24 protein-coding genes and 1 pseudogene are annotated in these 20,915 nt (G+C 72.9%); 11 read left to right on the top strand and 14 right to left on the bottom strand.

All coding sequences use genetic code 11. The annotated features are described in order from the left end of the window. The first annotated feature begins 116 nt into the window (after positions 1 to 116). From QUE51_RS07605 to QUE51_RS07590, 4 genes are all read left to right on the top strand, one after another. Positions 117 to 713 carry a hypothetical protein gene (locus tag QUE51_RS07605; protein WP_286278921.1) on the top strand — a complete coding sequence of 199 codons (597 nt, stop codon included), beginning with the start codon at positions 117 to 119 and terminating at the stop codon, positions 711 to 713. An 83-nt stretch (positions 714 to 796) separates the two neighbouring features. After that, positions 797 to 2,125, top strand: coding sequence for an FAD-binding oxidoreductase (locus QUE51_RS07600; RefSeq protein ID WP_286278920.1), 1,329 nt, complete (start codon positions 797 to 799; stop codon positions 2,123 to 2,125). Next, on the top strand, positions 2,122 to 2,907 hold the full coding sequence (locus tag QUE51_RS07595; protein ID WP_286278919.1) for a creatininase family protein: 786 nt from the start codon (positions 2,122 to 2,124) through the stop codon (positions 2,905 to 2,907). The genes QUE51_RS07600 and QUE51_RS07595 overlap by 4 nt, the downstream gene beginning before the upstream one ends. Next, a complete protein-coding gene (locus tag QUE51_RS07590; protein ID WP_286278918.1) occupies positions 2,904 to 3,479 on the top strand; it encodes a pyridoxine/pyridoxamine 5'-phosphate oxidase in 576 nt (191 codons plus the stop codon). The genes QUE51_RS07595 and QUE51_RS07590 overlap by 4 nt, the downstream gene beginning before the upstream one ends. Positions 3,480 to 3,649: 170 nt before the next feature. Here QUE51_RS07590 and QUE51_RS07585 read toward each other — a convergent pair whose 3' ends face one another. Continuing rightward, positions 3,650 to 4,594: an amidohydrolase family protein gene (locus tag QUE51_RS07585; protein WP_286278917.1), complete on the bottom strand. Its 945-nt coding sequence runs from the start codon at positions 4,592 to 4,594 to the stop codon at positions 3,650 to 3,652. Between the two features lie 568 nt (positions 4,595 to 5,162). Here QUE51_RS07585 and allB point away from each other — a divergent pair. The 4 genes and pseudogenes from allB to QUE51_RS07560 form a co-directional block, all read left to right on the top strand. After that, positions 5,163 to 6,503, top strand: a pseudogene (gene allB, locus QUE51_RS07575) (allantoinase AllB); the annotation flags it as partial. Then, positions 6,502 to 7,086 (top strand): GNAT family N-acetyltransferase, encoded by a 585-nt coding sequence (locus QUE51_RS07570; protein WP_286278916.1) that lies wholly within the window; start codon positions 6,502 to 6,504, stop codon positions 7,084 to 7,086. The pseudogene allB and the gene QUE51_RS07570, both read left to right, overlap by 2 nt. Positions 7,087 to 7,141: 55 nt before the next feature. Continuing rightward, entirely contained in the window at positions 7,142 to 8,044 is a 903-nt protein-coding gene (gene pucL / locus QUE51_RS07565) for a factor-independent urate hydroxylase (RefSeq protein WP_286278915.1), read from the top strand. Continuing rightward, positions 8,044 to 8,517: a nucleoside deaminase gene (locus QUE51_RS07560; RefSeq protein ID WP_286278914.1), complete on the top strand. Its 474-nt coding sequence runs from the start codon at positions 8,044 to 8,046 to the stop codon at positions 8,515 to 8,517. The genes pucL and QUE51_RS07560 overlap by 1 nt, the downstream gene beginning before the upstream one ends. A gap of 31 nt (positions 8,518 to 8,548) precedes the next feature. Here QUE51_RS07560 and uraH read toward each other — a convergent pair whose 3' ends face one another. Next, positions 8,549 to 8,881 carry a hydroxyisourate hydrolase gene (uraH, locus tag QUE51_RS07555; protein ID WP_286278913.1) on the bottom strand — a complete coding sequence of 111 codons (333 nt, stop codon included), beginning with the start codon at positions 8,879 to 8,881 and terminating at the stop codon, positions 8,549 to 8,551. Continuing rightward, on the bottom strand, positions 8,878 to 9,375 hold the full coding sequence (gene uraD / locus QUE51_RS07550) for a 2-oxo-4-hydroxy-4-carboxy-5-ureidoimidazoline decarboxylase (protein ID WP_286278912.1): 498 nt from the start codon (positions 9,373 to 9,375) through the stop codon (positions 8,878 to 8,880). The genes uraH and uraD overlap by 4 nt, the downstream gene beginning before the upstream one ends. 38 nt (positions 9,376 to 9,413) lie before the next feature. Here uraD and QUE51_RS07545 point away from each other — a divergent pair, with 38 nt between their 5' ends. Continuing rightward, the gene (locus QUE51_RS07545) at positions 9,414 to 10,004 is read left to right on the top strand and encodes a nucleotidyltransferase family protein (RefSeq protein ID WP_286278911.1); all 591 of its coding nucleotides are present in this window, start codon (positions 9,414 to 9,416) and stop codon (positions 10,002 to 10,004) included. Between the two features lie 44 nt (positions 10,005 to 10,048). Here QUE51_RS07545 and sufU read toward each other — a convergent pair whose 3' ends face one another. The 8 genes from sufU to QUE51_RS17955 all read right to left on the bottom strand — a co-directional run bounded on the left by sufU (position 10,049) and on the right by QUE51_RS17955 (position 15,837). Continuing rightward, positions 10,049 to 10,549 carry a Fe-S cluster assembly sulfur transfer protein SufU gene (gene sufU / locus QUE51_RS07540; protein ID WP_286278910.1) on the bottom strand — a complete coding sequence of 167 codons (501 nt, stop codon included), beginning with the start codon at positions 10,547 to 10,549 and terminating at the stop codon, positions 10,049 to 10,051. Continuing rightward, complete coding sequence (locus tag QUE51_RS07535; protein ID WP_286278909.1) at positions 10,546 to 10,767, bottom strand: hypothetical protein; 222 nt, start codon at positions 10,765 to 10,767, stop codon at positions 10,546 to 10,548. The genes sufU and QUE51_RS07535 overlap by 4 nt, the downstream gene beginning before the upstream one ends. Further along, on the bottom strand, positions 10,767 to 11,381 hold the full coding sequence (locus QUE51_RS07530; RefSeq protein ID WP_286278908.1) for a MurR/RpiR family transcriptional regulator: 615 nt from the start codon (positions 11,379 to 11,381) through the stop codon (positions 10,767 to 10,769). Before QUE51_RS07530 ends, QUE51_RS07535 begins: the two co-directional genes overlap by 1 nt. Further along, on the bottom strand, positions 11,378 to 12,619 hold the full coding sequence (locus QUE51_RS07525; protein WP_286278907.1) for an allantoate amidohydrolase: 1,242 nt from the start codon (positions 12,617 to 12,619) through the stop codon (positions 11,378 to 11,380). The genes QUE51_RS07530 and QUE51_RS07525 overlap by 4 nt, the downstream gene beginning before the upstream one ends. Then, a complete protein-coding gene (locus tag QUE51_RS07520) occupies positions 12,616 to 13,800 on the bottom strand; it encodes a pyridoxal-phosphate-dependent aminotransferase family protein (RefSeq protein WP_286279305.1) in 1,185 nt (394 codons plus the stop codon). The genes QUE51_RS07525 and QUE51_RS07520 overlap by 4 nt, the downstream gene beginning before the upstream one ends. 78 nt (positions 13,801 to 13,878) lie before the next feature. After that, a complete protein-coding gene (locus QUE51_RS07515) occupies positions 13,879 to 14,583 on the bottom strand; it encodes an amidase (protein WP_286278906.1) in 705 nt (234 codons plus the stop codon). Next, positions 14,541 to 15,443 (bottom strand): AtzH-like domain-containing protein, encoded by a 903-nt coding sequence (locus QUE51_RS07510; protein ID WP_286278905.1) that lies wholly within the window; start codon positions 15,441 to 15,443, stop codon positions 14,541 to 14,543. Before QUE51_RS07510 ends, QUE51_RS07515 begins: the two co-directional genes overlap by 43 nt. Beyond that, positions 15,436 to 15,837: an acetamidase/formamidase family protein gene (locus QUE51_RS17955; protein ID WP_350226763.1), complete on the bottom strand. Its 402-nt coding sequence runs from the start codon at positions 15,835 to 15,837 to the stop codon at positions 15,436 to 15,438. The genes QUE51_RS07510 and QUE51_RS17955 overlap by 8 nt, the downstream gene beginning before the upstream one ends. Before the next feature lie 801 nt (positions 15,838 to 16,638). Between QUE51_RS17955 and QUE51_RS07500 the strand changes: the two genes are divergently transcribed. Further along, positions 16,639 to 17,340, top strand: coding sequence for a YoaK family protein (locus tag QUE51_RS07500; protein WP_286278904.1), 702 nt, complete (start codon positions 16,639 to 16,641; stop codon positions 17,338 to 17,340). A gap of 60 nt (positions 17,341 to 17,400) precedes the next feature. Next, positions 17,401 to 18,408 carry a 1-phosphofructokinase family hexose kinase gene (locus tag QUE51_RS07495; protein WP_286278903.1) on the top strand — a complete coding sequence of 336 codons (1,008 nt, stop codon included), beginning with the start codon at positions 17,401 to 17,403 and terminating at the stop codon, positions 18,406 to 18,408. A 44-nt stretch (positions 18,409 to 18,452) separates the two neighbouring features. On the opposite strand, the gene QUE51_RS07490 is transcribed toward QUE51_RS07495, so the two are convergent. Genes QUE51_RS07490 through QUE51_RS07480 form a run of 3 tightly spaced genes read right to left on the bottom strand, consistent with a single transcriptional unit; the run spans position 18,453 to position 20,682 of the window. Next, on the bottom strand, positions 18,453 to 19,682 hold the full coding sequence (locus tag QUE51_RS07490) for a sensor histidine kinase (RefSeq protein WP_286278902.1): 1,230 nt from the start codon (positions 19,680 to 19,682) through the stop codon (positions 18,453 to 18,455). Beyond that, positions 19,679 to 19,936: a hypothetical protein gene (locus tag QUE51_RS07485; protein WP_286278901.1), complete on the bottom strand. Its 258-nt coding sequence runs from the start codon at positions 19,934 to 19,936 to the stop codon at positions 19,679 to 19,681. Before QUE51_RS07485 ends, QUE51_RS07490 begins: the two co-directional genes overlap by 4 nt. Beyond that, positions 19,933 to 20,682: a response regulator transcription factor gene (locus QUE51_RS07480; protein ID WP_286278900.1), complete on the bottom strand. Its 750-nt coding sequence runs from the start codon at positions 20,680 to 20,682 to the stop codon at positions 19,933 to 19,935. The genes QUE51_RS07485 and QUE51_RS07480 overlap by 4 nt, the downstream gene beginning before the upstream one ends. Positions 20,683 to 20,915 lie beyond the last annotated feature (233 nt).

The raw sequence follows: 20,915 nt of genomic DNA, 5'->3' as shown, positions 1-20,915 counted from the left end.
ATGTGGGACCCGGAGACCTATCCCGACGTCACCGACTACGGCAGCCTCAGCGACGCGCTCGTGAAGAGCGGCGGCAAGCTGCGCTACTTCGGCGCGAGCTCCCCTACATCGACTACATGGTCAACGAGGGGATCATCGACGCGAGCATCGAGGACGGCGGCTACGACGGCACGCCCGCCGCGTTCGTGGCGGCGCAGGGCAAGGACGCGCAGCAGGGCTTCGCGTCGGCCGAGCCGTACATCTACGAGAACGAGGTCACCGACTGGGGCAAGAAGATCGACTACGCCCTCGTCAGCGACGAGGGCTGGGACCCGTACAGCTCCGCGGTCTCCGTGCGCACCGATGACCTCGAGGACCTGTCCGGCTGCCTCAAGGCGTTCGTGCCCGTGATGCAGCAGGCCGAGGTCGACTTCTTCGACGACCCCTCCGCCACCATCGATCTGATCCTCGACGCGACCGACCAGTACGACCTCGGGTACCCCTACTCGAAGGGCGTCGCCGAGTACTCGGTGAAGACGCAGCTGGCCGACGGCCTCGCCGGCAACGGCGAGAACGACACGATCGGCGACTTCGACGAGGCCCGCTCCGCGGACTTCTTCGACAAGGCCGTGAAGACGTTCGAGGGCCAGGGCACGACCGTCAAGTCGGGCCTCAAGGCCACCGACATCTACACCAACGAGTTCATCGACCCGTCCATCGGGCTCAGCAAGTAGCTCCTCTCCGCCGGGTGGCAGCTGCGCCGCGCGCGCCGCTGCCACCCGGCGTCCTTTTGATCCAGACGACAAGGAAGCCCGCTATGACCGACACCCTCGCCCCCGTGCTCCTGCTCGAGCAGGAGCTGAAGGAGCTCCTCGGCGAGCGCGGCGTCAGCACCGAGCCCCGCGTCCGCGAGCGCGCGAGCGTTGACGGGGCGGCGATGTCGCCCATCCTCGCCGCGCAGCTCCCTCTGGGGCTCGCCGACCTCGTCGCGTTCCCCACGAGCGCGGAGCAGATCGCGGCGGTGGTCGGAGCCGCAAGCCGCCACGGCGTCCCGGTCACCCCCAGGGGCAAGGGCACCGGCAACTACGGCCAGGGCATCCCCTTCCAGGGCGGCCTCGTGCTGGACACCACCCGCGCCCGGGCCATCGTCGAGGTCGGAGACGGCTACGTGACCGCCGAGGCGGGCGCGCAGCTCGTCGTGATCGAGCAGGCGGCGTGGGCGGCGGATCAGGCGCTCTGGATGTACCCCTCCACCACCCAGTCCACGATCGGCGGGTTTCTCGCCGGCGGCTCGGGCGGCACCGGCACCATCGAGCACGGCGCGAATCACATGGGCTTCGTGCTCGCGCTCGACGTCGTGCACGCCGACGGCACGGGCGACCTCCTGCACGTCGAGGGCGACGAGGCGCAGGCGTACGTGCACAACTACGGCACGGCCGGCATCATCGCCCGAGCCACCGTCAGGCTGGAGCCGCTCCGCGACTGGCGCGGCCTCTACGCGAGCTTCCCCGACTTCCCGTCGGCGCTCTCGGTCCTTCGCGAGATCGGCCTCGTCACGCCGCGCCCCCGCCTGGTCTCGGCGGACAATCCCTGGATCTCGGCGGCCCTGCCCGCCGACGAGGCGATCCCGTCCGGCCGCAGCAGCATGCGCATCCTCCTCTCTGCGGACACGATCGACGAGGTCACCGCCCTCATCGAGAGCGCCGACGGCCGTGTGGAGGCCCTCCGCGACGGTCCGCAGACGAGCATGCGGATCTCGATGCTCAGCTACAACCACCCCATCGAGTGGCTGCAGAAGAGCAGTGCGGCGCCGATCTTCCACCTCGAGGTGGGCGGCGACGCCCTCGTCGAGCGCATCGCCGAGGTGGAGGCCGTCTATCCCGGCGGCATGCTGCACATCGAGGCCGGCCACACGGTGCCGATCGGGATGCTCGCCGGCCGCTACGAGAGCCCCGAGCAGGTGTACGCCGGCATCGATGCACTGGGCGCGCTGGGCGTCAGCGTGCACAACCCGCACCAGTGGAACGTCGATTTCGAGGTCGAGCGGACGGTGGAGCTGGCTCGCCGCACCGACCCGCACGGCCTGCTCAACCCGGGCAAGCTCAACCCGGACTACGCGGGACCGCGCAAGGGAGCCATCCGATGACGCGCCTGTTCGCCGAGCTGCCCGGCCCCGCCGTCGCGTCCACCTTGACCGCGGAATCGATCCTCGTCGTCCCGGTCGGCGCCATCGAGCACCACGGCCCGCACCTGCCGCTCGTCACCGACTCGCTGATCGCCGAGTCGGTCGCCACCGCCGCCGTCACCCGGGCCGCGGACGAAGAGCTCGATGTGTGGCAACTGCCGACCCTCACCGTCACGAAGTCCGACGAGCACTCCTGGGCTCCGGGCACGCTGTGGCTCACCGCCTCGACGCTGCTCTCCGTGCTGACCGACCTGGGCCGCTCGATCGCGACCACTCCGGCGCGGAAGGTCGTCTTCCTCAACGGGCACGGCGGCAACGCGGCCCTCCTGCAGGTCGCCAACCGCGAGCTGCGCCGCCTGTTCGGGCTGCAGACGTTCACCATGCCGGCCGCTCGGGTCACCGCGGGCTCCGGAGAGGGCGGCGAGCCGGACGAATACGGCATGGGCATCCACGCGGGCTGGTCGGAGACCTCGATCGTGATGCACCTGCGACCCGACCTCGTGGACGAGGGCCGGTTCGAGCGGAACGTCCCCGAGCACCTCGCCGGCTTCGAGCAGATCGGCTTCAACGGGTATCCCGTGAGCTTCGGGTGGCTGTCAGACGACTTCGGCCCGAGCGGGGTGGTCGGCGACCCGACCGGGGCGAGCGCCGCCGAGGGGGCCCGGATGTTCGGCCGCAGCGTCCACCTCGCCGCGGCCGCTCTGCAGGAGATCGCGCGCTTCTCGCCAACGGCCTCAGCGTGACCGTCGCGCCCGAGGCGCTCGCGCTGCTCCGCGAGTGGCTGCCCGGCAACGAGGATCCCGACCGCCCGCGCATGCAGCTCGCGACCCTCGACGAGACGGGCGCCCCGGATGTGCGGACGGTGCTGCTCAGCGAGTGGGACGAGACCGGCCTCTACCTGCACACCGACGCGAACTCGCGGAAGGTCGCCCAGCTCACCGCCTCCCCCGCCGTCGCCCTTGACCTGCTCTGGCCCGGCTTCGCCCGCCAGCTCGTGGTACAGGGCACAGCGGAGCGCGCCGACCCGGACGAGGAGCGCAGCGCGTACGCACGCCGGTCCCCGTATCTCCGCCAGCTCGCCTGGCAGAACACCCACGAGCTCGCCCGGGCCCCCCGCGAGGAGCGCGAACGCGTGTGGGCCGAGTTCCAGGCGGAACACGACATCGGAGGGCTCGAACCGCCCGCGACGTGGATCGGCTACCGCGTCCGCCCCACTCGGCTCACCTTCTGGGAGGCGAACCCGGCGGGTCCCAGCCACCGCGTCGAGTTCGCCCTCGCCGGGGGCACCTGGACGCGCTCGGACCTCCCCGGCTGACGGCCGAGCCCCCGCTCCCCCTTTCCGCCGATTGAGGAGCTCGCGCAGCGAGCGTCTCGAAATCCCCACCTCCCCCTCGAGCTGGCGCCGCGCGGATCCGTGGATTTCGAGACGCGCCTCCGGCGCTCCTCAATCAGCGGTGCGGGCGAGCCAGCCTCCGGCGCTCCTCCTCAGCGGAGGATGCGGTGCTCCCGCTCGATCGCCGGGAGCAGCTCGTGGAGCTTGGCCGAAGCCTCCGGAGCCAGCGGGTTGGTCGAGACGCCGTCCTGGGCCTGCAGCACGCCGCCCACGTAGACCCGCTTGAGGTTGCGCAGCCCGCAGGCCAGCACGTAGCTGCGCACCGGGTTCCACAGCGGCCCGATGTCCGGGGAGCGCGGGTCCACGACCACGAAGTCCGCGAACTTCCCGACCTCGAGGCTGCCCACCCTGTCGTCCACCTGGAGCACCTTCGCGGATCCTCTCGTGTGCAGCTCGAGGACGTCCTCGGGCATCATCGAGAGCGGATCGCCGGTCTGCGCGCGCACGAGGTACATCCCCATCCGCATGTTCTGCCACGGGTCCGCGATGTCCGTGCAGGCCTGGTCGTCGAGGCCCATGCCGACGGTCATCCCGGCAGCTCGGATCGCGGGCAGATCGGCCACTCCGGAGGCGAGCCGCCCGTTCGAGGCCGGCTGCCACGACATGCCGGAACCGCCCGCCGCCGCCGTCTCGATGATCTCCCGCGTGGTCTGAATGAAGTGGCCGAACACGAGGTCCGGCCCGAGCGCTCCGGCCCTCACGTAGAGGTCGAACTTGGCCCGCTGCACCTCGACCTGCTCGCGGGTCTCGAGGAAGTGCGCCTGATTGGTGAGTCCGAAGCGGCGCATGGCCTCGACCTCGAGCTCGGCCGCGTCGGGCCGTGCCGACCACTGCACGGCGCCCATGACGGCGGCGCCGAGCATGCGGTCCGGAGGAAGGGCTCGGGCGTGGGCGACGGCCGCCCCGATCCGCTCGAGGATCGCCTCGTCCGAGCCGACGCTGTCATCGAGGCCCGTGGCGTTGACGAAGCGGATGCCGCTGTCCGCCTTGCCGTCGATCTGGGCGACCTGGTGATCGAGAGGTCGCAGCCGGCCCACGCGGACACGCTCCCCTCCCCCATCGGCTCCCACGGGATCCGGGGGTCGGTGAAGTCGAAGGCCGTGGTGACTCCGTTGGCGAGGAAGTCGAGGGACCCGTGCAGCGTGCTCCAGTACATCGCCGCGGGCGACGCGTGGTTGATCAGGCTGAACATCGACGTGCACCAGCCGTAGAGGGTCTGGTCCGCGCCGAGCCCCCGGGCGCCGCTCGTGAACAGGTGGCTGTGGCTCGACACGAAGCCGGGAGCGACGAACGCGCCGGCCACGTCGAGGACCTCGGCGCCGTCGGCCTGCGGGGCGTCCCCGTCGCCGAGCGCCGCGATCCTCCCGTCGCGCACGCGCATCCACCCGCGCTCGCGGTAGCCGAGGTCGGGCGCCTCCGGCGTCACCGGCAGGAGGCGGGCGTTGATCACGAGGAGGTCCACGCCCCCTATCGTGACCGCTCCGGTCGCCGTGGGGGTTTCCCGCCTGTTGCGCCCCGGTTACGCCGCGAGGGCCCGTAACACCCGCGACGCACGCCGCTGGTTGAATGCGGGTGCGGCGAGCGCCGCGGGAACAGAGGTGGCGCATGGCGGATGAGCTGGATCGGGTGATCCGAGGCGACAGGGTGCTCGTGGACGGCGTCCTCCGACCGGCCGAGGTCGGCATCCGGGACGGGCGCGTCGTGGCGATCGAGTCGCTCGGCGCGGGACTGGCCGCCCCGGAGCTCGACCGGCTGGCCGAGGACGAGGTGCTGCTGCCGGGGCTCGTGGACACCCACGTGCACATCAACGAGCCCGGCCGCACCGAATGGGAGGGCTTCGCGACGGCCACCCGGGCCGCGGCCGCGGGCGGCGTCACGACTCTCCTCGACATGCCGCTCAACTCGATCCCGCCGACCATCGACGTGCCCTCGCTCGAGGCGAAGCGTCAGGCGGCCGCCGCCGGAGCCGTGGTCGACGTGGGCTTCTGGGGCGGCGCGGTGCCGTCCTCGCTCGGGCACCTCCGCGAGCTGCACGAGGCGGGCGTCTTCGGCTTCAAGGCCTTCCTCGCGCCGAGCGGCGTCGACGAGTTCCCGGAGCTCTCCCGCGCGCAGCTCCGCGAGGCGCTCGAGGAGATCGCGAGCTTCGGCGGGCTGCTGATCGTGCACGCGGAGGATCCCGGCGTCCTCGACCAGAGCGTCAACGAGGGCGGGCGCAGCTACCCGCGCTTCGTCGACTCCCGACCGCAGGAGGCGGAGACGAGCGCCATCGAGGCCGTCATCGACGGCGTCCGTGCCACCGGGGCGCGGGCGCACATCCTGCACCTGTCCGCCGCGTCCGCCCTGCCGCTCCTCGCTGCCGCGAAGGGGGAGGGCCTTCCGATCACCGCGGAGACCTGCCCCCACTACCTGACGATCGATGCGGAGCACATCCCGGACGGCGCCACCCAGTACAAGTGCTGCCCGCCGATCCGGGACGCGCGCAACCAGGACGCCTTGTGGGCCGGCCTCCTGGACGGCACGATCGATCTCATCGTGTCCGACCACTCCCCCTCGACGCCCGAGCGCAAGTTCGCGGGCGACGGCGACTTCGCCATCGCGTGGGGCGGCATCGCCGGCCTCCAGCTCGGGCTGTCGGCCGTCTGGTCGGAGGCGCGGCGCCGCGGGATCGGCCTGGAGCGCGTGGCCGGCTGGATGGCGGAGCGCACCGCGGGCTTCGCCGGGCTGGTGGACAAGGGCAGGATCGCGGTGGGTGCCGCCGCGGACCTGGCCGTCTTCGCGCCGGACGAGCCCCTGCTTGTGCGGGCGGCGGAGCTGCTGCACCGCAACCCGGTGAGCGCGTACGACGGCCGGACGCTGACGGGCCGGGTACGCCGGACCTACCTGGGCGGCACCATCCTCGATCCGCGAAGCGGGCACCCGCCGGCCGGCTGCTGGAGCGCGCGCGGTGACGGAACCCGACTACCCGATCCGGACCGAGCGGCTGCTCCTGCGTCCGCTGCGGCACGCAGATCGGGAGGACCTCGTCGCGTACCGGTCGATCCCGGACGTGTGCCGCTACGTGCCCTTCTCCCCGCAGAGCCTGACCGACATCGACCGGAACCTCGCCGGCCAGTGGGCCACGACGGCGCTGCCCGAGGAGCCGAGGTCCAACCTGACGCTCGGGGTCGAGCTGGACGGGCGGGTCATCGGAGACGTCATCCTCATGCGCCCCGCTGATCCGGAAGGCACCGCGGAGATCGGCTACGTCTTCGCGCCGGACGTCGCCGGACGCGGCTACGCCACCGAGGCGTGCCGCCCCCTCCTGGCACTGGCCTTCGAGGAGCTGGGCGTGCACCGCGTGATGGGCCGGCTGGACGCCCGCAACGGCGCATCCGCGCGCGTCCTCGAGCGGCTCGGCATGCGGCTCGAGGCGCACTTCGTCGAGGACGACTGGTTCAAGGGCGAGTGGACGAGCACCCTCGTCTACGCGATGCTCGACCGCGAGTGGCGGGCGGGTCGGCCCTCGCTCGACAGCCCGACCAGCCGCTAGGGGACCGCGGCAGCGAGGAAACACCGCCGACACACGGCTCTGAGAGGATCGCCGCATGGCCATCGTCCTCGGCTCCAACCAGTACGGGAAGGCGGAGACGCGCCTGGTGCGCTTCGTCCGCGACAGCCCCCGGCATCAGATCACCGACCTCAACGTGACGACCGCCCTGCGCGGCGACTTCTCGGCCGCCTACCTCGACGGGGACCAGTCCGCCGTGCTGCCGACGGACACGCAGAAGAACTCCGCCTACGTATGGGCGAAGACCCACGCGGTCGACCCCATCGAGGAGTACGGGCTCTCGCTCGCCCGGCACTTCGTGGAGGACGTGGAGCCGGTCGAGGCCGCACGCATCGAGATCGAGCAGTTCGGGTGGACCCGGGTGGTCGCGCAGGACGGCGAGCACGACCACACCTGGATCCGCTCCGGCCAGGAGGTGCGGACCGCGGCGGTCACGGTCGAGGCCGGCGGAGAGCACGTCGTGCAGGGGCTCAAGGATCTCGTCGTCCTCAAGTCGACGGGATCGGCGTTCAAGGACTTCCTCACCGACGAGTACACGACCCTTCGGCCGACCGACGACCGCGTGATGGCGACGTCGCTGGTGGCCCGCTGGCGGGTCAGCGGCGACCGGCTCGAGGGCATCGACTGGAACGCCATGTACGTCGGCGTGCGGGCGGTGATGCTCGAGCGCTTCGCGAACCTGCACTCGCTGGCTCTGCAGCAGACGCTGTGGCACATGGGCCGAGCCGCGATCGAGGCGTATCCGCAGATCGCCGAGGTGCGGCTGAAGGCGCCCAACAAGCACCACTTCCTCGTCGACTTCTCCGCCTTCGACCTGGAGAACGACGGCGAGGTCTTCCATGCGGACGACCGGCCGTACGGGCTCATCGAGGCGACGGTGGAGCGGGACGACGGTCCGCCCTCCGGCGATGCGTGGCGCTTCTCGGCGGGGCTCGCCTGATGGCCGCCGACGACGCCCGCTGGCTGGAGCGGGCGATCGAGCTCGCCGTGCAGAACGTCGCCGAGGGCGGGGGCCCATTCGGCGCGCTCGTCGTGCGGGATGGTGCGGTGCTCGCGGAGGGCCAGAACCGCGTGACCCGGGACCTCGATCCCACCGCGCACGCCGAGGTGCAGGCCATCCGTGCCGCGTGTCAGGCCGCCGGCGACTTCGCACTGCCGGGCGCCATCCTCTACACCTCGTGCGAGCCGTGCCCGCTGTGCCTCTCGGCTGCGCTGTGGGCGCGCATCGACCGGGTCGTGTACGCGGCGGACCGGCACGACGCGGCTCGGGGCGGCTTCGACGACCGCGACTTCTACGACCTGTTCGGCCGCGACCGCTCGGAGTGGCACGTGCAGATCGAGGGGCTCCGCGTGGACGCGGCTCCCGCGCCGTTCGACGCCTGGCTGGCGCTGGAGTCCCGCACCGACTACTGACCGCCGGCGCCCGGGAGACGCGGCGGCCGGCTCAGGAGCCCCGGTAGGTGGAGTACGCGAACGGGCTGAGCAGGATCGGCACGTGGTAGTGCTCGGGCCCGGTCACCTCGAACAGGACCTCGACCTCCGGATAGAAGGTCGTGCGCCCGCTCGCCCTGAAGTAGTCGCCGGTCGCGAAGATCAGCCGGTACACGCCGGCCTCGACGCTGTCCGGGCCGAGCTCCGGCAGCCGTCCGTCCGCGTCCGTCTCGCCCTTGCCCACGCGCACCCAGCCCTCGGGCGAGCGCTTCTGCAGGGCGACCGTGACGCCCTCCGCCGGGATGCCCAGGGCGGCATCCAGCACGTGCGTGGTGATCTGGCTCATGCCGCGGCTCCGTCCTCGGGGAAGAGCGTGCGCAGCCGCAGCTCCATGATCTGGCGCAACTGCTCCTTGGCCTCCTCGGCCTCCTCCTCCGGCGCATTGGTGAGCCGCCGCTGGAGCTCGTCCGCGACCTCCTCGCGCGTGCGCCCCGCCGCGCGGATGAGGAAGACGCGGCCGAACCGCTCCTCGTAGACGGCGTTGCCCCGGGCGATGGCGGCGTCGACGCCCTCATCGGCGCGGCCGAGGCCGCTCTGCTCGCCGGCCGACAGGCGGAGGGCGGTGCCGGTGCCCTCGGCGCGCTCGCCGATGCGGGGGTGGTGCGCGACCGCCTCGTCGAGCTCGGCGTCGGAGAGCGGCGTGGCAGCGGACCGTCCTGCGGCGACGAGCGTCGCGACATCGGGATAGGGCGCCTGAGCGGCCACCTCGTCCACCCAGCGGGCGATGCCCAGGGCGGCGGTGAGTCGCTCACGCAGCTCGGGATCGGGAACGTCCAGCACGCGGCCTCCGTCTTCGGGTCGTGCCGTTAACTGTATCCATGGCCGCCGCGACGCTTCCCGGGGTGATCCTCGCCGCCGGTGCCGGCACCCGGTTCGGGATGCCCAAGGCCCTGGCGCGCTCGGCATCCGGGGAGCCCTGGCTGCACCTCGCCGCCGCCGCGCTGCGCGCAGGCGGGGCGGGTCCGATCCTCGCGGTACTCGGCGCCGAGGCCGAGGCAGCGCGACGGCTGCTGCCCGAGGGGGTGTCGGCGGTCGTCGCGGACGACTGGGCGGACGGCGTCGGCGCATCGCTGGCTGCCGGCCTCGCCGCCCTCGAGGGGAGCCCCGAGATTGAGGAGGCCCCGGCCGCGGTGGTGACCCTGGTCGACCTCCCCGGGCTGCCGTCGACCGCGGTCCGGCGGCTGATCGCCGCGGCGGGCGGCCGCGCCGCAGACCGGAGCGCCCTGCTGCAGGCGACGTACGCGGGCCGCCCGGGGCATCCCGTGGTCCTCGGCCGTGCGCACTGGGCGCCCCTCCGCGGCACGCTCGACGGCGACACGGGAGCGCGCCCCTACCTCCTGACCCACGGCGTCACCGCGATCGAGTGCGGCGATCTCTGGTCGGGCGAGGACGTCGACCGCGCGCGCTGACGCCTTTCCGCCGAGCGCGGCCCGCAGCGACGAGCGCGTGGCGTCTACGGGGCGCGCTCGGCGTCTCGGGGCGCGCTCGGCGGAATCGGCGCGCTCGGTGCGACGGCGGCCGCGAGCGCGTTCCAGGCGAGGAGCGCGCAGCGGGCCCGTACCGGATAGCGACCGATCCCGGCGAGCGCCTCCGCATCGCCGAGCTCGGCGTCGCCGGCCGACTCTGAGGCGGAGTCGCCGGCGGCGTCGCCCGTGTCGTGAACGCGGCGCTGCACGCTCGCCACCAGCCCCGGCACCGCCTGCACCGGCGTTCCCGGGCGGACGAGCGACGCGAGCATCGACGCGCTCGCCTGCGAGACCTCGCACCCGATGCCCTGCCACTCGAGGTCGGCGATCGAGTCGCCGACGACCCGGACGCGTATCGTCACCTCGTCGCCGCAGGTCGGGGTGGTGAGCGCTGCCTCCTGCCACGCTCCCGGGCTCGGGATCTCCACGCGGCCGACAGGACGCCGGGCGTGGTCGGCGAGCAGCTCCCGCCGGAGCTCGGGCGTCACGGGCCCTCCAGCTCGCCGAGTGCCGCATACCGGCTCCGGACGCCGCGCACCCGCTCCGCGCCCTCCTGGCCGAGGGCAGTGAGCACCGCGCCCGCGAGCAGGCTGACGAGGCTGGCCGCCGCGGCGTAGCTGTCGAACGCCGAGGGGGAGGCGAGCGGGAACTCGAGAGTCCAGTCGAGGCGGGCGGCGTGCGCGCGGGCCGAGGGGTCCGCCAGCATCACGCCGGTCGCCGGGGACTCCGCCACCGCCTGCACGAGCCGGGCGAAGCCCGCCGGACGGCGCTGCACGCCGACCAGCAGCACCACATCGCCAACCTCGAGACCTTCCAGCTCCTCGCCCACCGACTGGCCCGGCTCGGGCGCGAGGTGCACGCCGTCGCGCACCTGCGCGAGCTGGGTGCGCAGTTGCAGCGCGAGAGGAAGCCGCTCCGGAAGCCGAGGACGAGCACCCGGCGCGCCGTCGCGATCCGCGAGGCCACCTCGGTCACGGCGCGCGGGTCGAGGCTCGCGTACAGGCGCCCCAGGTTCTCGAGGTCCTGCCGGAGCTGAGCCGCGAGCCGCTCGTCCATCGCCTGGCCGGGATCGAGGTCGACCGGCACCCCGGCTGTGCGCTGGGCCCGCAGGCTCTCGCGCACCTCCTGCGATCCGCTGAACCCCAGCCGGCGGAAGAGGCGGGACACCGTGGCCTTCGAGACGCCTGCCAGGGCGGCGAGCTCGCTCGAGTTGTACAGCGCGATGTCCTGCGGCCGGGAGCGGATGAGGTCGGCCACGCGCTGCTCCTGCGGTGCGAGATCCCCGTAGCTGTCGGCGATCGCGTCGGTGAGGCGGCTCACGGCCGGGGGCCGTCCGCGACCGCGAGCACCGTCGCCTCGAACGCGTCCAGGGCGAGGGCGACATCCTCCGCGGTCACGGTCTCGTCGGGGTGGTGGCTGATCCCGCCGTTGCCGCAGCGCAGGAACAGCATCGCGAAGCCCGTGACCGCCGCGACGGCCATGCCGTCGTGCCCTGCCCTGCTCCACAGGACGAGCGGCTCGGGGTCGCCCGTCGCCCGGATGCCGGCGGTCACCGCCGCCATGAGCCCCGGATCGCAGGCGGCGGCGTCCGCGCGGTAGAGCTCCTCGACCGCCCACTCCAGTCCACGCCGCGCGCAGACGTCGCGAGCGAAGTCCTCGATGCGCGCCCACGCGGCATCCCGCTGCTCGTCGAACTCGGCGCGCAGGTCCAGCGAGAAGCGCGCCATGCCGGGCACGACGTTGACGCCGCCGGGGAACGCGCGGATCCGGCCCACCGTGCCGATCGTGCCGGTCTCCTTCGAGATCCGCTCGATCTCGACGACAACCTCGGCGGCGCCGACGAGCGCGTCCCGCCGCCGGTCGTAGGGGGTGGCTCCCGCATGTCCGGCCTGCCCGGTCACCGTCAGCGCGAAGCGGCGGGCGCCGGCGATGGAGGACACCACAGCGAGCGGCCGTCCGGCGTCCTCCAGATGCGGCCCCTGCTCGATGTGCGTCTCGAGGTAGCCGATCAGCTCGTCGGGACGCCGGGCCGCCTCTCCGATCCGGCTCGCGTCCAGGCCGAAGGCTGCCGCCGCATCGGCCAGGCGGGTGCCTCTGCGGTCGCGCAGGTCACCCCACGCCTCCTGCCAGGATCCCGCGAAGGCTCGGGAGCCGAGCAGTGCGTTGCCGAACCGGGTGCCCTCCTCGTCACCGAACCCGACGACCTCGAGTGCGAACGGCAGGGAGCGGCCGCTGCGGCGGATGCGGTCGGCCACCTCGATCGCGAGGAGCACGCCGAGCATGCCGTCGAAGCGGCCCGCGTCGGTGACGGTGTCGAGGTGGCTTCCGAGAACGAGCGCGGGGAGTCCCGGCTCGCTCCCCTCCAGGCGCCCGCAGACGTTGCCCGCTGCGTCCTGCCACGCGGTGAGTCCGGCGTCGCGCATCCAGCCGAGGGCGAGGGCGTTCGCGCGCCGATGCTCGTCGGAGAGGTGCACGCGCTCGATGCCGTCCGGCAGCGACGTGATCGCCGCGAGCTCGTCGCAGCGCTCCAGCGCGCGTCCCGCTCCCGCTGGGGTCACGCTGCGGCCCCGTAGACCTCGAGCGCGGCGCCCGTGCCGCCGCCTGCGGTGACCGGCGCGCCGGCCCGCCGCAGGACCTGCTCGAGGGCTGCGAGCGTGAGCAGCACGGCGTCACGCCGCGCGTTGTAGCCCATCGTGCCGATCCGCCAGATCTTGCCGTGCAGCGGGCCGAAGGAGGTGCCGATCTCGATTCCGTAGTCGGTGAGCAGCTCGCCACGGATCGCGTCCCCGTTGACGCCGTCGGGGATGGCGACGCCGACGACGTTGTTCATCTTGTGCTCGAGGTCCCCGAACGTGCTCAGCCCCAGCCCGGTGACGCCCGTCAGCATCGCGTCGCCGTGCAGGCGGTGCCGCTCGATCGCCGCCGCGCGGCCCTCCTCGAGGAGGATGCGGGCGCACTCGCGAGCGCCGTAGAGCATCGTCGTCGCCTCGGTGTGGTGGTTGAGCCGCTTCGGGCCCCAGTAGTCGAGGATCATCGCGAGGTCGAGGTAGTTGCTCCGGATGGGGTCGGACCGCACCGGCGAGTGGTCGTCGCGGATCCCGGCCTCGATGCTGCGCCGCGAGTCGAGGACCTCCACCGCGCGCGGCGAGAGGGTGAGCGGCGCGCTTCCGGATGGGCCGCCCAGGCACTTCTGCAGGCCCGCGCTCACCGCGTCGAGGCCCCAGGCGTCCGATTCGAACTCGTTGCCGCCGAGCGTCGCCGTCACGTCGGTGTAGAAGAGGACGCCGTGCTGGCGGCAGATGTCCCCGAGGGCGTCGAGCGGCTGCGCCATGGTGGTCGAGGTGTCCCCGTGCACGACGGCGAGCATCGCCGGCCGGACGGCGCGGATCGCCTCCTCGATCTGCTCGGGCGCGAACACCGTTCCCCACTCGGTGCTGAGCGTGTGCACCTCGGCGCCCGCACGCTGGGCGATCTCGACGAGGAGGTGGCCGAACCGGCCGAATACGGGCACGAGCACGCGGTCTCCCGGGTGCAGCAGCGACACCAGCGCCGCCTCGATGCCGGCGCGGCTGGTCCCGTCGACGAGCAGCGTGGCCTCGTTGGCGGTGCCGAACACTTCCCGGTAGAGCTCCTGCGTCTCCGCCATGTAGCCGGTCATCGCGGGGTCGTACTGCCCGACGAGCTGGGCGGACATCGCGCGCAGGACGCGGGGGTCGGCATTGATGGGTCCGGGCCCCATGAGCAGTCGGGTGGGCGGGGCGATGGGCGGTACGGCCACGGGGTCCTCTCGATGAAACGGTTGTTTCGCTTGACCAGTCTACGGAACTGCTGTTTCGTCGACCAGGGCGCCGGCGAGTTCGAGCAGCGATCGGTCCGATCCGGGTGCGGACACCAGCGCGACGCCGAGGGGCGCCCCGCCCACCCGGGCGAGCGGCGCGGAGAGCGAGGGCGCTCCGGCGACTGCCGCGAGGCAGGTGAGCGTGAGGGTCGCGCCGCGCACCCGGTCGACCTCCGCGCCTCCCGCGGACGCCTGCGGCGCGGGGGATGCGGCCGAGGGCAGGAGAAGGGTCCGCTCGGCGAGCAGCGCGCGGAGCGCTCCCCGGGCCTCGGCGAGCACGTTCCGCGCCCGGCGCTCCTCATCCGGCGTCACCGCGGCCGCGACCCGGAAACGGTCGGCGACAGCACCGGACACGCTGCCCGGATGCTCCGTCAGCCACGGTCCATGGACCCGCCAGGCCTCTGCGGCCTGGACGGTGCGGAATGCCGCGTAGGTGGCCTTCACGTCGGGGAGCTCCACGTCGTCGGGCTTGTCGAAGCCTCCGCGCTCGACCAGGAGCGCGACCGCCGACCGGAAGGCCTGCACGACTGCGGGATCGAGGACGGACAGCAGAACCTCGGGGATCGCGGCGCCGGACGCCGCTCGAGACCCCTCGGGCAGCATCACGCGCACCACCCGGTCGAGAGTGGCCAGGTCCCGGGTCAGCCAGCCCACCGTGTCGAAGGAGGGGGCGAGCGGGAGCACCCCTCGGTCGACACCGCGCCGTGGGTCGTCCGGAGGCCCCACAGCCCCTGGTAGGACGCGGGCACCCGGATCGACCCGGCGGTGTCGGTGGCGAGCCCGACGCTCGCCTGACCGAGGGCGACGGCGCTGGCGGGGCCGCTCGAAGACCCGCCGGGCAGCGCCCCGGGCACCACGGCGTTGGGCGGCGTCCCGTAGAACTCGTTGTCGCCCGCGATGCTGTAGGCGAACTGGTCGGTGCGGGCGATGCCGACGACGTGCGCGCCCGCGGCCACGAGCTCCGCCACGGCGGGCGCTGTGGCGGTCTGGACGGGCGACTCGCGCAGGAACAGCGGCACGCCGGCTCCGACCTGCTGCCCCTCGATCGCGAAGAGGTCCTTCACGGCGACCCGCTCGCGCTTCAGCGGCCCCTCCCCCGGTCCGGCGACGAGCGGCGTTCCGACGAGTCGCCAGATCCGGGAGTCGACCGCCGGCGCCGGCGCGCTGACGTGGGCCGCGGCGACCTGCCACCCGCTCGTCCCCCTCCGCCACAGCTGCGTCTGCTGGCCGCGGCCGCCGAAGTCGGGCACGAGGACCGCGATCACCACTGCGGCATCCGGACCTGCGGGGCGGACGTGGACCGTCTCGATGCGTCGGCGCGGAGCACCGCCGCGGCCTCTGCGGAAGGCGGAAATCGCGTCGGAACCGACGAGGAGGCCGAGGGCGTCGCCTCGCAGCGTGTGCGGGCCGGGCGCGAACAGCGCATCGAGGACCGCCACGTCGTCGTCCATGAGCGCCTGCTCGTAGGTCCAGAACGCCTCGAGGAGTCCATCGGGAATGGCGGCGTCGGCGATCACGGGCGCGGAGCGGGGCACGTCAGTCATCGAAGTCGGCCTTCCGGATGCGGGCATGGACACCCTTCACGAGGTCGACGACCTGCGAGATGTCGAAGTCGGTGGCCGCGGACAGGTAGGCGAGGGCATGCGCGGGAGCCATGCCCCAGCGCGCGGTGAGGAGCTCGATGGCGGCGCGCACGCATGCGGCGACCGCCTCGTCGAGGTCCTCGGAGAGTCCCGTGGGCACCAGGTACTCGCTGGTCTCGATGAGCGGGCCGGTCACGCGCCCGTACTCGCGTGCGACGCGGTCCGCGGGGACGATGTCGAAGCGGAGGGTGGCCCGGAGGGACGCCTCCATGGCGGTGAGGGCGACCTCCCCGTCGCCCTGTGCGAAGTGCGGGTCGCCGACGTAGGCGAGCGCTCCGGGAACCTGAACGGGCAGGTGGAGGCGGCTGCCCTCGGTGAGGAGCTTGACGTCGATGTTGCCGCCGAAGGCGCCGGGGGAACCGAGTGCGGGCGCTCCTCGGCGGCGGCCGCGACGCCCATCAGCCCGAGGAACGGCGCGAGAGGGAAGCGGGCCGACCGCTCGGCACCGGCGCCGAAGGGGATTCGCCCCCGCAGGCCGTCCGGCCCCTCCTCGACCGGAGCGAAGACGCTGACCGTGCGGCCGTCCGCCGGGTACTCGCCGGGCAGGGCGCCGCGGCCGTGCCGGTTGGAGATGACCCCGTAGGGGACCCGGAGGTCGAGCCGCAGCACCTCGATGGTGAGCAGGTCACCCGGCAGCGCGCCCTCGACGGCGATGGGACCGGTGACGACGTGCGGGCCGTCGCGGACGGGGTCCCGCGGGTGCGCCGAGGCCGCGAGGGCGACGAGGTCGTCCAGCACCCCCTCGCGGGCGACGCCGTGCCCGGCGAAGAACGCGGCGGGATCCCGGCCCTGATCCTCGAGGAGCCCCTCGTGGCTCAGAGTGTCGATCGTGACCGTCTGCCCGGGGCGGATCGTGAGCACCGGCGCATCCGTGGCACAAGGGAGCCGTCCCCAGAACACCTCGTCCGGCCGGGCCGGCAGGTACGCCTCGCCCGGGATCGCGCCCGTCCCGGGCTGCAGCGCCACCGACGGAAGCGAAGCGGCGTCCGTCCTGAGCAGAGTGGGGTCGGTCACAGCGGTCACCCTACGGCGGCACTGTTACGGCCAGGAAACATGGCTCCGGTTGGATGGGCGGGAATCGATGGAAGGGGATCCGGTGCGCGCATCGCTGCGACGGGACCAGGAACGGCTGCACCTCGCCCTCATGCTGGTGCTGACCTTCTCGACCGGAGTGATCGACGCGGTGGGCTACCTCGGTCTCGACCGCGTCTTCACGGGGAACATGACCGGCAACGTGGTGATCCTCGGCATGGCCCTCACGGGTGCCGACGGGCTGCCCGTGGTCGGACCCGTCGTCGCCCTGGCCTGCTTCGTGCTGGGCGCGATCCTGGCCGGCGCCCTCCTCCGCGGAGTCGCGAAAGGCTGGAGCGGACGCGTCACGACCCTCCTCGGCCTCGTCGGGCTCGTCGTGACCGCGTCGGTCGTGCCGATCCTCGCCGGCGGTGAGAGTGCCCCCGAGCCCCTCCTGCTCCTCACGACCGGGATGCTCGGCTTCGCCATGGGGATGCAGGCGGGCGTCGCCCGGCACATCGCCATCGCCGATGTCACGACCGTCGTCGTCACGTCGACGCTCGCGGGCCTCGCCTTCGACTCGTGGCTCGGCCGCCGGGTCGGCCAGAAGTGGGGGCGGCGCCTCCTCGCGGTGATCCTCATCTCGCTCGGGGCGCTCGTCGGCGCGGCGCTGCTGCACATCCATCTGGCGCTAGGGATCGCGCTGGCCGCGCTGCTCACGGTGGGCGTCGCGGCGCTGGGGCACCTCGGCGCCCCGAGCAGGGCGCCGGAGCCCGCCGGGGTCTGACCCCCGCTCGGTAGAGTGTCCGGAGCCCGAACGCCCGCCGACCGACTGCAAGGATTCCTCTTGACCGCCGTTGTCACGCTGACGCCCGCGCCCGTGCTCGACCGCACCTACCTCGTCGACTCGTTCGCCGAGGGCAAGGTCAACCGCGCCTACGAGGTGCACGAGTACATGAGCGGGAAGGGCCTCAACGTCGCGAGGACGCTGCACCTCGCGCGCGTCTCGGTGGCCGGCATCCTGCCCATCGGCCGGGAGGACGAGCACCTCCTCTTCCGCACGCCGTACCCGCACATCCTCCGCATCGTGCCGATCGCCGGCCGCGTCCGCGTCAACACCACGGTCGTGGATCGCGGCGGCCGCACCACCAACATCAACCAGACGGCGATCCCGATGACCGTGTCCGACTGGGGGCGCGTGTGCGACCTGGCGATCGAGCAGGTCGAGGAGACCGACGCCGACTGGCTGGTCGTCTCCGGGGTCCATCCCACGACCGCCGAGACCGGCGAGCACGTCGACATGACGGCGCTGTTCGAGGCGGTCCGGGGTCGCGGGACCCGCGTCGCGCTGGACACGAGCGGCGCGCCCCTCGACAAGTGGGTCCGCAGCGGCCTGGTCAACCTGATCAAGCCGAACGCGGACGAGCTCGCGAACCTCGTCGGCCGCAACCTCTTCACCATCGAGGACGCGATGGTCGCCGGGCGGGAGCTCAACGCCCTCGGGATCGAGGTGGCGCTCGTGAGCCTCGGCGTCGATGGAGCCCTCGCGATCACCGCGGACGAGGCGCACTGGGGCCGCGCGGTCGCGACGGAGGTCGTCAACACGACCGGCGCCGGCGATGCGACTCTCGCGGGATTCCTCGCGCACTCGATCGTGGACGGCGCGGGCGCCAGCCCGGCGGAGCGGTCGCAGCTCACGCTCGCCGACGCTCTCGGCTACGCCTGCTCCTGGGGCGCCCTGGCGGTCTCCCTGCCGACCACGCTCATCACGAGCTTCGACACCGCGCCGGAGCCGACCGTGAGCGAGCCCGAGCCGGACCGACCGCTGCGGGAGCCGACGCACCTCCTCGCCTGAGCGCGGGCGGATCCGCGGGTGTACCCGCCTCTCCGCGGGTGTCGTTACACCAGCGCCGTGGCGGTTTCTCCCGCGCGAGCGGCGGCGCCCTCCCCGGGAGCGGGCACGGCACGCGGCAGGGTCACGGTGAAGACCGTGGCGCCGGGCCTGCTGTCGACCCGCACCGTGCCGCCATGCGCCTCGACGACGCCCTTGACGATGGACAGGCCCAGGCCCGTGGTGCCCGTCTCTCGCGCGCGGGAGGCGTCGCCCCTTGAGAAGCGCTCGAACAGTGTCGCGGCGACCGACGGGTCGATGCCGGGACCGTCGTCGCCGACCTGCAGCGTCACCGTGCCGTTCGGCTCCTCGGCCAGGCGGGCGGTGACCACCGTCCCGGCCGGCGTGTGCACGCGCGCGTTCGCGAGGAGGTTCACCACCACCTGCCGCAGCCGGGCCCCGTCGCCCTGGACGACGACCGGCTCCTCGGGCAGGTCGAGCACCCATTCGTGGTCGGGGCCGGCCGCGTGGGCGTCGCCGACGGCCTCCACGACCGCGAGGGAGAGGTCCACCTCGCCGCGCTCCAGCTCGCGGCTGGAGTCCAAGCGCGCGAGCAGGAGCAGGTCCTCGACCAGGGAGGTCATCCGGATGGCCTCGCTCTCGATCCGCGCCAGGTTGTGCCGGACCTCCGGCGCGAGGTCCGGCTGGGTGCGGCGCGTGAGCTCGGAGTAGCCGCGGATCGACGCGAGGGGCGTCCGCAGCTCATGGCTCGCGTCGCCGACGAACTGGCGCACCTTGTCCTCGCTCGCCTTGCGGACGGCGAGGGCGGTGCCCACGTGGCCGAGGAGCCGGTTGAGGGCGGCGCCCACGCGGCCCACCTCGGTGGCGGGGTTGGTGTCGCGCTCCGGCACGCGGACGCTGATGTCGACGTCGCCGCGGTCGAGGGGGAGCTCGGCGACCGTCGCGGCCGTCTGAGCCACGCGCCGCAGCGGGCGCAGCGCGGCACCGACGGTGAGGGCGGCGGCGCCACCCGCGAGCACGAGGCCGGCCAGCGTGACGATCGAGACGATGACGGCCAGCTGGCGCACGGTGTCCTGCACGCCGGACAGGGGCAGCCCCGTGACGATCGCCTGAGCGTGCAGCGGATCGACGACCGCGGTCATCCGGTACTCGCCCAGGTCGCCGCCGAGGTCGACGGTGTGCGGGTGGCCGTCCGCGATGAGGTTGAGGATGGAGGCCTGCGCGTCGTCGGAGAGCGTCCGCTGCCTGCCTTCCTCGTCCAGGTAGCCGGAGCTCACGACTCCGCCGCCCGCCACGAGCGCGATGACCGTGCCCTCCCCTGGCCGAGCACGAATCCGTCCCCGTCCCCGTCGCGTCCCCCGAAGCCGTGCGAGGCGCGCTCCGCCGCCGACGAGACCGCCTGGTCGACCTGGCCCACCAGGTAGCTCTGCAGCACCACGGCGGTGACGACGCCGATGACCGCCGCGACGGCGGCCAGCAGCGCGACCACGATGAGGACCAGCCGCAGCCGGAGCGACGGCGTGCGGATCATGGGGCGGGCTTCAGCATGTAGCCGGCGCCGCGGACCGTGTGGATCATCGGCTCGCGCCCGGCGTCGATCTTGCGGCGCAGGTAGGAGATGTAGATCTCCACGACGCTCGACTTGCCGCCGAAGTCGTAGCTCCACACGCGGTCGAGGATCTGCGCCTTGCTGAGCACACGCCGCGGGTTCCGCATCAGATAGCGGAGGAGCTCGAACTCGGTGGCCGTCAGCTCGATCTGCTGCCCGGCCCGGAACACCTCGTGGCTGTCCTCGTCGAGCGAGAGGTCGCCGACCGTGAGAACGGGATCGGAGTCGTCGGCGACTGCGACGATCGAGCGGCGGATGAGGCCGCGAAGGCGGGCCACGAGCTCCTCCAGGCTGAACGGCTTGGTGACGTAGTCGTCGCCGCCGGCGGTGAGGCCGGTGATCCGGTCGTCGAGCGAGTCCTTCGCCGTGAGGAAGAGGACCGGGGTGTCGGTGCCGTCGGCTCGCACGCGCTGAAGGACCTGGAGGCCGTCGATGTCGGGGAGCATGATGTCGAGGACCATCGCATCGGGTTTGAACTCCCGCGCGACGGCCAGAGCCTGACGCCCGTCGGCCGCCGTCTTGACCTCCCAGCCCTCGTAGCGCAGCGCCATCGAGAGCAGGTCGGTGAGGGTGGACTCGTCGTCGACCACGAGGACGCGGATGGGCGATCCGTCGGCACGGCGCATCGGGGAGCGGGCCACTCGGGCCGCCATGTCGGAGGAGGTCATGGCTCCAGTATTCGCAGAATCCTATGAGCCGCCTATGGACATCCTCTGCGGCCCCGGTGAGCGACAGGCGAAGCTGAGGGAGACACGTTCCCGATCCGGCGCGAAGTGCCGCGCAGAGCGCCATCGCCGCCGCAACGTGCACTCCGGGCGGATGTTCACCGGGCGGAACACCCCCGTAACACCGTGGAAGCATTGGCGCAGTTGACTGACCGAGTCGCCATCGCAGTGCGACC

Source organism: Naasia aerilata (assembly GCF_030296595.1).
GTDB classification, from domain to species: domain Bacteria; phylum Actinomycetota; class Actinomycetes; order Actinomycetales; family Microbacteriaceae; genus Naasia; species Naasia aerilata.
This window is presented reverse-complemented; position numbering and strand designations above follow the sequence as displayed.

Excerpts from the sequence above, each read along its gene's own strand:
- QUE51_RS07605 (WP_286278921.1), top strand. The coding sequence starts at position 117 with ATGGTCAACGAGGGGATCATCGACGCGAGCATCGAGGACGGCGGCTAC.
- QUE51_RS07600 (WP_286278920.1), top strand. The coding sequence starts at position 797 with ATGACCGACACCCTCGCCCCCGTGCTCCTGCTCGAGCAGGAGCTGAAG.
- QUE51_RS07595 (WP_286278919.1), top strand. The coding sequence starts at position 2,122 with ATGACGCGCCTGTTCGCCGAGCTGCCCGGCCCCGCCGTCGCGTCCACC.
- pucL (WP_286278915.1), top strand. The coding sequence starts at position 7,142 with ATGGCCATCGTCCTCGGCTCCAACCAGTACGGGAAGGCGGAGACGCGC.
- QUE51_RS07560 (WP_286278914.1), top strand. The coding sequence starts at position 8,044 with ATGGCCGCCGACGACGCCCGCTGGCTGGAGCGGGCGATCGAGCTCGCC.
- uraH (WP_286278913.1), bottom strand. The coding sequence starts at position 8,881 with ATGAGCCAGATCACCACGCACGTGCTGGATGCCGCCCTGGGCATCCCG.
- QUE51_RS07545 (WP_286278911.1), top strand. The coding sequence starts at position 9,414 with ATGGCCGCCGCGACGCTTCCCGGGGTGATCCTCGCCGCCGGTGCCGGC.
- QUE51_RS07535 (WP_286278909.1), bottom strand. The coding sequence starts at position 10,767 with ATGCTGGCGGACCCCTCGGCCCGCGCGCACGCCGCCCGCCTCGACTGG.
- QUE51_RS07520 (WP_286279305.1), bottom strand. The coding sequence starts at position 13,800 with ATGGGGCCCGGACCCATCAATGCCGACCCCCGCGTCCTGCGCGCGATG.
- QUE51_RS07510 (WP_286278905.1), bottom strand. The coding sequence starts at position 15,443 with ATGACTGACGTGCCCCGCTCCGCGCCCGTGATCGCCGACGCCGCCATT.
- QUE51_RS07485 (WP_286278901.1), bottom strand. The coding sequence starts at position 19,936 with ATGATCCGCACGCCGTCGCTCCGGCTGCGGCTGGTCCTCATCGTGGTC.
- QUE51_RS07480 (WP_286278900.1), bottom strand. The coding sequence starts at position 20,682 with ATGACCTCCTCCGACATGGCGGCCCGAGTGGCCCGCTCCCCGATGCGC.